13 protein-coding genes are annotated in these 11,012 nt (G+C 72.6%); 2 read left to right on the forward strand and 11 right to left on the reverse strand.

Annotated features, from left to right (window positions below):
- From Mterra_RS14530 to Mterra_RS14580, 11 genes are all read right to left on the reverse strand, one after another.
- On the reverse strand, positions 1–388 hold a 388-nt coding region (locus tag Mterra_RS14530), incomplete at its 3' end, for a hypothetical protein (protein WP_218022940.1).
- A gap of 16 nt (positions 389–404) precedes the next feature.
- The gene (locus Mterra_RS14535; RefSeq protein ID WP_218022941.1) at positions 405–1,112 is read right to left on the reverse strand and encodes a nuclear transport factor 2 family protein; all 708 of its coding nucleotides are present in this window, start codon (positions 1,110–1,112) and stop codon (positions 405–407) included.
- A complete protein-coding gene (locus tag Mterra_RS14540) occupies positions 1,109–2,293 on the reverse strand; it encodes a zinc-dependent alcohol dehydrogenase (protein WP_119315830.1) in 1,185 nt (394 codons plus the stop codon). The genes Mterra_RS14535 and Mterra_RS14540 overlap by 4 nt, the downstream gene beginning before the upstream one ends.
- A gap of 25 nt (positions 2,294–2,318) precedes the next feature.
- Positions 2,319–2,966 (reverse strand): SRPBCC family protein, encoded by a 648-nt coding sequence (locus Mterra_RS14545; RefSeq protein ID WP_218022942.1) that lies wholly within the window; start codon positions 2,964–2,966, stop codon positions 2,319–2,321.
- A gap of 15 nt (positions 2,967–2,981) precedes the next feature.
- Complete coding sequence (locus Mterra_RS14550; protein WP_119315831.1) at positions 2,982–3,173, reverse strand: hypothetical protein; 192 nt, start codon at positions 3,171–3,173, stop codon at positions 2,982–2,984.
- Between the two features lie 15 nt (positions 3,174–3,188).
- Positions 3,189–3,566 carry an SPW repeat domain-containing protein gene (locus tag Mterra_RS14555; RefSeq protein ID WP_119315832.1) on the reverse strand — a complete coding sequence of 126 codons (378 nt, stop codon included), beginning with the start codon at positions 3,564–3,566 and terminating at the stop codon, positions 3,189–3,191.
- 29 nt (positions 3,567–3,595) lie between these two features.
- The gene (locus Mterra_RS14560) at positions 3,596–4,447 is read right to left on the reverse strand and encodes an SDR family oxidoreductase (RefSeq protein ID WP_119315833.1); all 852 of its coding nucleotides are present in this window, start codon (positions 4,445–4,447) and stop codon (positions 3,596–3,598) included.
- Positions 4,448–4,469: 22 nt separating this feature from the next.
- Positions 4,470–4,874 carry a hypothetical protein gene (locus Mterra_RS14565; RefSeq protein ID WP_119315834.1) on the reverse strand — a complete coding sequence of 135 codons (405 nt, stop codon included), beginning with the start codon at positions 4,872–4,874 and terminating at the stop codon, positions 4,470–4,472.
- Positions 4,875–5,137: 263 nt separating this feature from the next.
- A complete protein-coding gene (locus Mterra_RS14570) occupies positions 5,138–5,686 on the reverse strand; it encodes a DUF892 family protein (RefSeq protein ID WP_119315835.1) in 549 nt (182 codons plus the stop codon).
- Between the two features lie 65 nt (positions 5,687–5,751).
- Positions 5,752–7,047, reverse strand: a complete 1,296-nt coding sequence (locus Mterra_RS14575; protein WP_119315836.1) for a KGG domain-containing protein — start codon at positions 7,045–7,047, stop codon at positions 5,752–5,754.
- 119 nt (positions 7,048–7,166) lie between these two features.
- Entirely contained in the window at positions 7,167–7,616 is a 450-nt protein-coding gene (locus tag Mterra_RS14580) for an SRPBCC family protein (RefSeq protein WP_170159678.1), read from the reverse strand.
- 424 nt (positions 7,617–8,040) lie between these two features.
- Here Mterra_RS14580 and Mterra_RS14585 point away from each other — a divergent pair, with 424 nt between their 5' ends.
- Together Mterra_RS14585 and Mterra_RS14590 are read left to right on the forward strand one after the other, a co-directional pair.
- Complete coding sequence (locus Mterra_RS14585) at positions 8,041–8,682, forward strand: response regulator (protein WP_027892064.1); 642 nt, start codon at positions 8,041–8,043, stop codon at positions 8,680–8,682.
- A gap of 11 nt (positions 8,683–8,693) precedes the next feature.
- Complete coding sequence (locus tag Mterra_RS14590) at positions 8,694–11,012, forward strand: PAS domain-containing protein (protein ID WP_170159679.1); 2,319 nt, start codon at positions 8,694–8,696, stop codon at positions 11,010–11,012.

Below are 11,012 nucleotides of genomic sequence, written 5' to 3' on the forward strand. Positions count from 1 at the left end.
GGCTCTGGGGGGCGGGGTCGGGGTGCTGGCCCTCGACCGCTTCGCTGTGCCAGCCGGACTCGCTGGAGCCGGGGTTGGGCTCGTAGAGGTCGGTCTCGCGGGCGAGGAGGGCCTCGCGGTCGGGCGGGGGCTGGTCCTCCCGGAGCTCCTCGACCGCGGTGACGGGGGCGCTCTCGGGCGCGTCGTCCTGGCCCACGAGCGCGGGCCCCGGCTGGATGTGCTCGGGGGCCTCGCCCACGCGGTCACCCTCGCCGAAGACCTCGCGCTTGGTGAGGGGCTCGCCGGTCTCCACGCTGTAGCCGATGATCGCGTCGGGGCCGGTGTTCATCAGGGGTTCGTGGCTCGGCGCGTCGCTGGGGGTTTTGGGGTCTTTGGGGTTCTCAGCCATGGGTTCTCCTCGGGTCCTACCCGGTCATCTGGGGCCGGTCTTCGGGGGTGGGCTGGCCTTCCTTGACCTTGGCCCCGGCGGGGAGGAAGGCGGCGGAGTCGTAGTAGGTGCGCAGGCAGGCGACGGCTTCGCCCTTGAACTCGAGCACGCTCACGCCCCGGTAGCGGATGGGCTGGCCGCCGGCCAGGGTGCCCTCGGAGAGCCACTCGAGCGCGGCGGCGTGTTCGCCGGTCACCGCGGGGCCGAACTCGGTGCGGACGACCTCGAACTGGGCGAGGTAGCCCTGCCAGGAGCGGCGGGCGCCCTCCAGGCCGCGGGCGGGCTCGAGGTGGTTGAGGCGCATCAGCTCGGCCTCGGGGTCGAAGAGGGCCACCAGCGCCTCCACGTCGCCGCTGGCCTCGGCCAGGGCGTCGAGCAGGTAGACCGCGCCGATGCGCCCGCCCAGCACGTAGCGCAGGTCGATGAACAGCAGCGCCAGGGCCGAGCCCACCGCCAACACGCGCAGCTCGAGGCCGACCTGCCGCCGCAGCGCCCCCACCAGCAGCGCCGTCCCCACCACCGCGATCATCAGGCCCACCGTCACCACCAGCCAGTCGTCGGTCTTGGGGCCCGTCACCGCCTCGAAGCTGGCGAGGTCGAACAGCGGCCACAGCCCGGTGGCGAGGTAGAACAGCGCCTGCGCCAGGGCCACGGCGCTCTCGGGGGGGCGGGGTAGGGCGTTCACGGCCGTAGCACCACCCGGCAGCACCCGTCGTGGTGGTTCTTGAAGGTCTCGAAGGCGCGGGGGGCCTCCTCGAGGCTCATGCGGTGGGTGATGGGGAAGGTGGCGTCGAGCTCGCCCTTGCTCACCTTCTCGAGCAGCATCCCCACGTAGCGCTGGGCGTGGAGCTGGCCCATGCGCAGGGTGAGGCCCTTGTTGAAGGCGGCGCCGATGTTGAACTTGTCGATCAGGCCGCCGTAGACCCCGATCACCGAGACGGTTCCGCCCTTGCGGCAGGCCTGGATGGCCTGCCGCAGCGCGAAGGGGCGGTCGCTCTCGAGCTTGAGCCGGGTCTTGATCTCGTCGTACAGCCGCCCGAAGCCGGTGCCGTGGGCCTCCATGCCCACCGCGTCGATGCAGCGGTCGGGGCCGCGCCCCCCGGTCATGTCGCGCAGGCGCTCGACGATGGTCTGGCCGTCGTGCTCGAGGCTGCGGAAGTTGACGGTCTCGGCCTGGCAGTGGCGGCGGGCGAGCTCGAGGCGCTGCTCGTCCTGGTCGATGGCGATCACCCGGCCCGCGCCCAGCAGCCAGGCGCACTTCATGCCGAACAGGCCCACCGCGCCCGCGCCCCACACCGCCACCGTGTCGCCGGGCTCGATCTCGGCGAAGAGGGCCGCCTGGTAGCCGGTGGGCAGGGCGTCGGAGATGAAGAGCACCTGCTCGTCGCTGAGGCCCTCGGGCACCTTGACGGGGCCCACGTCGGCGTGGGGCACCCGCACGTACTCGGCGAAGCCGCCCGCGTAGCCGCCGAAGAGGTGGGAGTAGCCGAAGATGGCCGCCCCGGAGTGCCCGTAGACCTGCTCGGCGGCGTGGGCGTTGGGGTTGGTGTTCTCGCACAGGCTGTAGAGCTCCTTCTTGCAGAAGAAGCACGCGCCGCAGGCGATCACCGCGGGCACGACGGCCCGGTCGCCCTTCTTGAGGCGGCGCACCTCGGGCCCCACCTCCACCACCTCGCCCATGAACTCGTGGCCGATGATGTCGCCGTGCTGCATGGTGGGGATGAAGCCGTCGTAGAGGTGCAGGTCGGAGCCGCACACCGTCGCCAGCGTGGTCCGCACGATGACGTCGTCGGGGCGCAGGAGGAGGGGGTCGGGGACGCTCTCCACCCCCAGCCGCCCCACGCCCTGCCAGGTGACGGCCTTCACGGCCGGGCCTCCGGGGCGGGGGAGCTCACGTGCTGCTCCCCTCGACCTTGCGGCCCTGCTCGGCCGGCTGCCCCTTGCCCACGGGCTGGCCCTCGGTGGTGGCGGCGTGGCCGGTCTCGAGCACCTGCTGCAGGCGGCGCAGGTCATTGGCGACCTGCTGCTCGGGGTTCTGCCCGATGAGCTTGGCCAGCGTCACGCCCAGGTGCCCGGCCGGGGGCTCGTACATCATCTCGAGCTGCACCAGCGTGCCGCGCTGGGGCCCCAAGTCCTGGAAGTGCACCACGCCCCAGTTGGGCAGCTCCGAGCCCGGCAGCGAGCGCCAGGCCAGCCGCTCGCCGGGGCGGTCCTGGGTGATCTCGGCCTCCCACTCCAGCCGCACCTCGGCGGGGCCCTTGGCGACCCAGCGCGAGCGCTTGTCGTCGAGGACGGTGACCTTCTCGAGGTGCTCCATGAAGCGGGGGAGGTTGCTCAGGTCGCGCCAGAAGCGGTAAACCTCCTCGCGCGGGCGCATGACGGTGATGCTTCGCGTCAGGCGCACCGGGCCGCCGGCCCGCGCCAGGGGCTTGCGCAGCAGCACGTAGGCGGCGGTGCCCACCAGCGCCATCGCGGCGATCTTGGAGGCGACGGAGGTCCAGTTGGTCGAGCTTTCGCGGGTCTTGAGTTCTTCTTTCATGGCCTTCTCCTTTCGTCAGAAGCGGTCCCGGACACGGTGGGCCGGGTGGAACAGCCCGGGGGCGAAGCGCGTGGCGAGCACGGCCGCGGCCTCGAACAGGCCCAGGTGGTGCCACGCCAGCAGGTGCTCGAGCAGGCTCCCCTCGAGGAAGCCCAGCAGGCCCAGGCCCAGCAGCGCGGCGGGCGAACGGGCGGTCTTCTTCCTCACGTCACACCTCCTCTCTCACGGCCGCGCCGCCCGCTCGGCGGCCCGGTCCGACGGGACGGCCTTGGTGGTCAGCGAGCCGGCGACTTCGGCCAGCCCCAGCGCCCGGTGCGGCACCCACACCCGCTCGCTGAAGCCCAGCAGCCAGGGCGACAGCGCCAGGAAGGCCCCGCTCAGCAGGTCGAGCCCCAGGTGCGTGGGCATGGGGATGCGCCGTGCCAGGCCGGCCTCGTTGTCGGTGAACAGGCTCACGAGCACCATGCCGACCCCGAGCACCACCGGGACCCACGTGGCCGCCCCGTCGTCGCGGAAGCCGAGGAAGAAAGGGCTGGCGATGAGGAACAACCCCATCACGTAGTCGATGAGCCCGTGGACCGCCGTGGGAATGAACCGCATGTCACCCTCCTCGAGCGCCGCCGCGGGGCTCAGGTGTTGATGACCTCCCCGCCGTTGGGGTGCAGGATCTGCCCGGCGAAGTAGGAGGCGTCGTCGGAGGCCAGGAAGACGTAGCTCGGCGCGACCTCCTCGGGCTGGCCGGGGCGGCCCATGGGCACGTCCTCGCCGAATTTCTCCACCTTCTCCTCGGGGAAGGTCGAGGGGATGAGGGGGGTCCAGATGGGGCCGGGGGCCACGCCGTTGACCCGGATGCCCCGCTTGACCAGGTTCCCCGCCAGCGAGCGGGTGAAGGCCACGATGGCGCCCTTGGTCGCGGAGTAGTCGAGCAGGTGCGGGCTGCCGCGGTAGGCGGTGACGGAGGTGGTGTTGATGACGGCGCTGCCCTCCTTGAGGTGGGGCAACGCGGCCTTGGTGAGGTAGAAGTAGGCGAAGATGTTGGTGCGGAAGGTGCGCTCGAGCTGCTCGGCGCTGATGTCCTCCAGCCGCTCCTGCGGGGTCTGCTCGGCGGCGTTGTTGACCAGCACGTCCAGGCGGCCGAAGGTCTCGATCACCCGCTGCACCACCTGGCGGCAGACCACCTCGTCGCCCAGGTCGCCGGCGATGGCGATGCAGCGGCGGCCGTGCTCCTCGACGCGGCGCTTGGTCTCCTCGGCGTCGGAGTGCTCCTGGAGGTAGGCGATGGCGACGTCGGCGCCCTCCTTGGCGAAGGCGATAGCCACCGCCCGCCCGATGCCCGAGTCGCCCCCGGTGACGAGGGCGACCTTGCCCTCGAGCTTGCCGCAGCCCCGGTAGCCGGGGTCCTCGGCCTTGGGCCTGGGCCGCATCTCGGACTCGAGGCCCGGCGGCTCCATCGGGGGTTCCTGGCTTTTGTGCTGTGCCATAGTGCTCCTTTGCGCGGTAGCTTCAGCGGCCGGGCGGGCCGCTGGGGTGCGTCGGAGGGGGGCCGCCCGCGGGGGCGTCGGAAGGGTGCTCCTGCAGGTCGAGCGCGCCGCTGTCGCGCAGCACGGCCCAGGCCAGGCCCGGGTCCCTGCCCCCGCACCGCACCAGCAGCACGACGCCGCCCTGCCGCAGGCCCCGGGCGTAGAGCCGGGCCTGGTCCGGGGGGACCCCGAGCCGCTCCAGCGCCGGCTGGAGTTCGGCCTCCCCGGCCAGCCGCAGGCCGACGGAGCGGGCCAAAGCGGCGACGTGCTCGGCGGCGGCGCTCAGGGCCACGATGCGCTCGCGGGGCACCCCGGCGCTCGCCAAAGCCTGCACGGCCCGCTCGGCTCGAGCGGGTTCGTCGAACAGCCCCAGCGCGGTCTGTTGCACGCGGCCACCTCCTGATCCCGGATCGGGTGGGGCACGCTTCGCCAGGCTGGCCGACCGTCTTTAAGGGAATTTCAGGTGGTCGGTTCTAGCGGGAGCCGGGTCGCAGGGCTCCGTGTCCAACCAAGGAGGTCTTGCGGTACAAACCCGTGCGGGCAGCCGAGCCTGGCGAAGCGCGACCCTGAATTCAGTGTCGCCAGGCCGCAGGGAAAGGGCATCAGGGAAAGGTGGGGCTGGGGGTCTACACTTTCGGGTTATCGCCCGCCTCACGTCGCGCTGGGTTCGCCGGGGGAGGGGGCGTGGGGTTCGGCCTGCCCGCCGTCCTCGGCCTCCCACAGCCGCTGGGCGAGGCGCACGCTGAGGTTGGCGAGGCGCTGGGAGAAGGCCACCTCGTCGTCGAGGTTCTCCCGCAACAGCCCCACCACCCGTGCCAGCCTCGTGTCGCGCGCGAGCTCCATGAGGCCCATGTACCCGGCGACCTCGTAGCTCGCCGCCCGCAGGGCCGCCCCCGTGATCAGCAGGTCGGCGAGTTCGGGGCGCTCGAGCCGCCTGGAGGCCAGGCGGTAGCCCTCGACGATGCCCGAGGCGCCCGGGCTGGCCTCGCCGAGCGGTTCGCGCCCGAGTTGCTCGAAGGCCAGCCGCAGGTTGAGGACGTGCTCCTCGGCGGCCTGCAGGCGTTCGCCGAGCAACTGCCCGAGCCGGGGATCGTGGGCCTGCTCGCGCATGCCGCGGTAGCCCTGCGTCAGGGTGCGCTCCACGCTGAGCAGCTCGTCGAGCTCGCGGACGAAGAAGTCCATCGCGTTCATCACCCGCATGCTTCACCTCGGCGCGGAGGGCACCGCCCCACCCGGGGCGGTGCCCTCCGCCAAGAACCGTTCCTTTACCGCGAGGAGCGCCCGCGCCCGCCCCCGCCGCGCTCGCTCGAGCTGACGAAGCGGCCGGTCTCGGGGTCGCGGGCGGGCAGGTCGCGGTCGTCGCCGCCGCCCCGGCCACGGTCGTCGCTGCCGCCGCGGCCGCGCGAGGAGCGCGAGCCCTGGCTGCGCTCGTCGTCGTCCTCGCCCCAGCGGGCCCGGGCGCCCATCCGCCCGATCTCGCTCACCCGCTCGCGGCTCATCGAGGCGAAGCCCCGGCCGCCCCGGTCGTCGTCCTCGTCGTAGCGGGAGCCGCCGCGGCCGGAGCTGGAGGAACGCCCCCCGCGCCCGCGGTCGTCGTCCTCGTCGTCTTCGCCCCAGCGCGCGCGGGCGCCCATGCGCCCGATCTCGCTGACCCGCTCGCGGTCCATGGACGCGAAGCCCCGGCCGCCGCCGCGCCCGCCCCGGTCGTCGTCCTCGTCGTCCTCGTAGCGCGACCCGCCGCGCGAGCGCGAGCTGTAGCCCCGGTCGTCCTCCTCGTCGTAGCGGGAGCGGGAGCTCGAGCTATAGCGCCCCCCGCGCCCGCGGTCCTCGTCGTCGTCCTCGCCCCAGCGGGCCCGTGCGCCCATGCGCCCGGCCCGGCGGGCCTCCTCGGAGTCCCACTCGTGGGCGTCGCCGTACTCGTGCGCGGCCCGCCCGCCCCGGCTGGCGATCTCCCGCCGTTCCTCGCGGCCCATCGAGGCGAAGCCCCGGCCGCCCCGGCCGCCGCGGTCGTCGTCCTCGTCGTCCTCGTAGCGCGACCCGCCGCGCGAGCGCGAGCTGTAGCCCCGGTCGTCGTCGTCCTCGCCCCAGCGGGCCCGGGCGCCCATCCGCCCGATCTCGCTCACCCGCTCGCGGCTCATCGAGGCGAAGCCCCGGCCGCCGCGGTCGTCGTCCTCCTCGTCGTAGCGGGAGCCGCCGCGCGAGGAACGGGAGCTGTAGCCGCGGTCGTCATCGTCGTACCGCGAGCGGCCCCCGCGCCCGCCCCGGTCGTCCTCGTAGTCCTCGTCGTCGCCCCAGCGGGCCCGGGCGCCCATGCGCCCGATCTCGCTGACGCGCTCGCGGTCCATGGACGCGAAGCCGCGCCCCCCGCCCCGGCCGCCGCGGTCGTCGTCCTCGTCGTAGCGGGAGGAACGGGAGCTGTAGCCCCGGTCGTCGTCGTAGTCGCCGCGCCCGCCGTGGGAGTGGCGCCCGCCTCGAGCGCGGTCTTCGTACGTCAGGTTCGAACCGCGCCCGCCGCCTCGGCGGTCGTCGTCGTAGTCACGGGTGTTGCGTCCGTTCGCCATAACTGAACTCCTTTAGAGCAGGGCGGGGTTGGCCTGGGCAGGGCTCGAGCACACCCCATCGGCTCGAGGCCCGTTCGCTGGGTGCCGGGACGGGCGCGCCGTACGCCGCCCGCCCTGGGTCACGTCGTCTTTCCCCGGGCCTCCACCGGGTGCCCCGAGAGCAGGGCCCCCAGCTTCTCGAGGTCGTGCTCGAGCATCTTCTGCGGGTCCTTGAACACGCTGGCGAAGGCCTCGCCGATGGCGCCGCCCGGCGGGTCGTACTCGACGTGGACCGTGATCCTCGAGCCCGTGCCCTCGGGCCGCACGGTGATGAAACCCCGGGTCTTGATCGAGCCCTCGAGCGACTCCCACGCCAGGGTGGAGGGCGGCTCGAAGGTCTTGGTCACCGCCTTCCAGGACACCGGGATGCCCAAAGGCCCCGCGAGGTGCCACTCCGACGTGTTCTCGTCGAGCTTTCGCACCTCGCGCACGTTGGACATGAAGCGGTCGAAGTTCTGGTAGTTCGACACGAAGGCCCAGGCTTCCTGGACGCTGGCTTCGACCCCTACGCTAGCCTCTGCGACGTACATCGTCATCCTCCGGTTCAGCCCGGCATCCCGCTCCCCGGAAGGGGTACGGCCGGGATGGCCGCGCTCGTCTGGCCCGGGGCTTCCCCGTGAAGGGGGCTACCCCAGGGTCTGCGCTCGCCAAGGGCGAGCCGTCGTTCGCGCTGGCTTTCGGCCCGACGTCCGGCCGCGGGGGCGGGCAGGGGGCGCGCCGGTCGGGGTGGTTGCCGTGGGGGTGATCCGGTTCACGCTCTAAAGCCCTCCTTCCGCGCCGACGTGCGTCCAGTGTGGCACCGGGGCCAGCGGCTGCCATCGGCGTGTGGAAGGGGCGGACCTTAACACTAAAGTGCCAACCCGGAAGGACTCAGGGTGCCTTCAGCATGATCCGGGAGACTTCTTAACGAGCATTAATTCGGCGCCTTCCCGGCGCCCCTTGAAAGGAACGCGCATGAACTCCAGGGTTCGCATCCTGTTGGTGGACGATCATCCGATGGTACGCGAAGGGATCAAGCTCTTCCTCAAGCAGGACGGCTCGCTCGAGGTCGTGGGCGAGGTCTCCAACGGCGAGGAGGCCCTGCGCGCGGTCGAGCAGTTACAGCCCAACGTGGTGCTGATGGACCTCCTGATGCCGGTGATGGACGGGGTGAGCGCCATCCAGCAGCTCAAGAGCCGCCACCCCGAGGTCGAGGTGCTCGCCCTCACCAGCGTGCTCGAGGACGAGAAGGTGATCGGGGCGGTGCAGGCGGGGGCCAGCGGCTACTTGCTCAAGGACAGCCAGCCCTACGAGCTCATCGAGGCCATCCACGCCGCCGGGCGCGGCGAGGTGCGGCTGCACCCCGAGGCGGCCAAGCGCCTGATGCGCCAGGTCAAGACCCCCGAGATGCGCGAGCCCCTCACCCCGCGCGAGGTGGACATCCTGTGCCTGGTGGGCAAGGGCTACTCCAACAAGCGCATCGGCAAGCAGCTCAACCTCTCGGAGAACACGGTCAAGGCCCACGTCAGCTCGATCCTCTCCAAGCTCGGGCTCACCTCCCGCACCCAGGCCGCGCTCTTCGCCCTGCGCGAGGGCCTGATCCAGCTCGAGAACTGAAGGGGCGGCCCGTGGCGGAGCCCGCCCTCCCCGAGCCCCAGCACAGCGCCGCGCTGCTGGAAGGCTTCTTAGGCAGCGCCACGCTGGCCTTCGCCTTCTTCGACCCCGAGCTGCGGCTGCGCCGCGCCAACCCCCGCCTCGCCGAGCTCTCCGGCCAGGCCGGGCCGCTGGGCCGGCCCGTGGCCGAGGCCTTCCCCGACTGCGCCGCCGCGCTCGAGCCCTCCCTGCGCCGGGCGCTGGAGCAGGGCGAGCCGGTGGAGGGCCTGGAGATCGTGACGCCGCGGGGCTGGTGGCTGGTGAGCTGCTTCCCGGTGAGCGGCCCGGGCGGCGAGCGGCTGGGGGTGGGGCTGGCCGCGCAGAACATCTGCGCGCAGAAGCAGGTCGAGGAGGCGCTGCGCAAGAGCGAGGAGCGCTTCCAGCTCGCCGAGGCCTCCTCGAGGGGCTTCCTCTACGAGTGGCGCCTGCCGGAGAACACGGTGTGGCGCTCGCGGGGCTTCGCGGTGACGCTGGGCCACCTGCCCGAGGAGGCGCCGCAGGACCCACAGTGGTGGGCCGCCCAGATCCACCCCGACGACGCGGCCTGTGCGCGGCAGGCCATGGAGGAGGCGCTGCGGCAGGGCGGGGAGTACTCCACCGAGTACCGGGTGCGCCACCGCGAGGGGCACTACGTCCACCTTTGGGACCGCGGCCGGGTGCTCTACGACGCGCAGGGCCGGCCCGCGCGGGTGCTGGGCACCGCCACCGACATCAGCGAGCGCAAGCGCCTGGAGGCCGAGCTCGAGCAGGCCAGCCGGCACGTGCGCGACGTGATCAACAGCCTGGTGGCCTTCGTGGGGGTCACCACCCCCAGCGGGGTGCTCATCGAGATCAACCGGGCGGCCTTGGAGTCGGCGGGGCTCGAGGCGGGCGAGGTGTTGGGCCAGCGGCTGGAGGACACCTTCTGGTGGGGCCACAGCCCCGAGGTGCGCGCCCAGCTCTTCGACGGGCTGCGCCGGGCGCGGCAGGGCGAGGTGGTGCGTTTCGACCTCCCCACCCGCACCAAGGACGGCGGCATCACCCTCGACTTCATCATCTCCCCGCTCAAGGACGCGGAGGGCCGGGTGGCCTACCTCGTCACCTCCGGCATCGACATCAGCGCGCGCAAGGCCGCCGAGGCCGCCCAGGAGCGCCTGATCGAGCTGCTGCAGCAGTCCGAGCGCGAGGCGCTGGCCCTGGCCCAGATCGCCAACAGCCTCAGCCTCTCCGACCCCATGCAGACCAACCTCGACAGCCTGGCGGCCCAGATCGCCGAGGTGACGGGGGCGCTGGCCTGCACGGTCGAGCTGATGCGCGAGGACTTCAGCATCACCAGCATGGGCTCCTTCGGCCTCCCCGAGGCGCTGCTGGCCGGCTTCACGGCGGTGCAGGCGGCGGGCGAGCGCCTGCCCAGCCAGCGCACGGCCCAGCGGCGCGAGATGGACGTGGCGCGCCGCTTCCGGGACAACGCCCTGAGCGACCCCCGCTACGCCCCGCTGCACGAGGCCCTGCGCGCGGTGCGTTGGAACACCGTGGCGGCGGCCCCGCTGGTGCAGGGCCAGCGGGTGCTGGGGGCGGTGGTGGCCTACTACGCCGAGGACGACGAGCCCGCCATCTCCGACCTGCTGCAGCTTTCGACCATCACCTCGCAGGTGTCGCTGGTGGTGGAGAACATGCGGCTGTTCCAGGAGGTGCGGGGCAAGGCCGCCCTCGAGGAGCGCACCCGCCTGGCCCGCGACCTGCACGACTCGGTCTCGCAGGCCATCTACGGCATCAACCTGGGCGTGCACTCCGCCCGCGCCGCCCTGCCCCACAGCCCCGCCGACGCCCTGCGCTCCCTCGACTACGTGCTGCACATGGCCGAGACCGCCACCGCCGAGATGAAGAACCTCATCTTCGAGCTGCGCCCGGAGTCGCTCGAGCGCGAGGGCCTGGTGGCCGCGCTGCACAAGCAGACCCGCGCCCTGCGCCTGCGCCACAACCTGGAGTTCGACCTCGAGCTCCCCCACGAGCCCGAGCTGCCCCTCCCCGCCAAGGAGGCCCTCTACCGCATCGCCCAGGAGGCCCTCAACAACGTGATCAAGCACGCCCAGGCCCGCCGCGTGAGCCTCGCCCTCGAGCCCTGCCAGGACCGCTGGCGCCTGCGCGTCCGGGACGACGGCAAGGGCTTCGACCCCCACCGCGAGTTCCCCGGCCACCTCGGCCTGCACTCCATGCGCGAACGCGCCCTCAGCGTCGGCGCCGAGTTCGTGCTTCACAGCGCCCCGGGTGAGGGGACGTGCGTGGAGGTGTGGTTGGGTGTGGGGGGTGGGTAG

This window comes from Calidithermus terrae (genome assembly GCF_003574345.1).
Classification (GTDB): domain Bacteria; phylum Deinococcota; class Deinococci; order Deinococcales; family Thermaceae; genus Calidithermus; species Calidithermus chliarophilus.

What these genes read in the sequence shown, in the direction of transcription:
- Mterra_RS14545 (WP_218022942.1), bottom strand. Translation starts at nt 2,966, where the DNA reads ATGAAAGAAGAACTCAAGACCCGCGAAAGCTCGACCAACTGGACCTCC.
- Mterra_RS14555 (WP_119315832.1), bottom strand. Translation starts at nt 3,566, where the DNA reads ATGCGGTTCATTCCCACGGCGGTCCACGGGCTCATCGACTACGTGATG.
- Mterra_RS14560 (WP_119315833.1), bottom strand. Translation starts at nt 4,447, where the DNA reads ATGGCACAGCACAAAAGCCAGGAACCCCCGATGGAGCCGCCGGGCCTC.
- Mterra_RS14570 (WP_119315835.1), bottom strand. Translation starts at nt 5,686, where the DNA reads ATGCGGGTGATGAACGCGATGGACTTCTTCGTCCGCGAGCTCGACGAG.
- Mterra_RS14575 (WP_119315836.1), bottom strand. Translation starts at nt 7,047, where the DNA reads ATGGCGAACGGACGCAACACCCGTGACTACGACGACGACCGCCGAGGC.
- Mterra_RS14580 (WP_170159678.1), bottom strand. Translation starts at nt 7,616, where the DNA reads ATGTACGTCGCAGAGGCTAGCGTAGGGGTCGAAGCCAGCGTCCAGGAA.
- Mterra_RS14585 (WP_027892064.1), top strand. Translation starts at nt 8,041, where the DNA reads ATGAACTCCAGGGTTCGCATCCTGTTGGTGGACGATCATCCGATGGTA.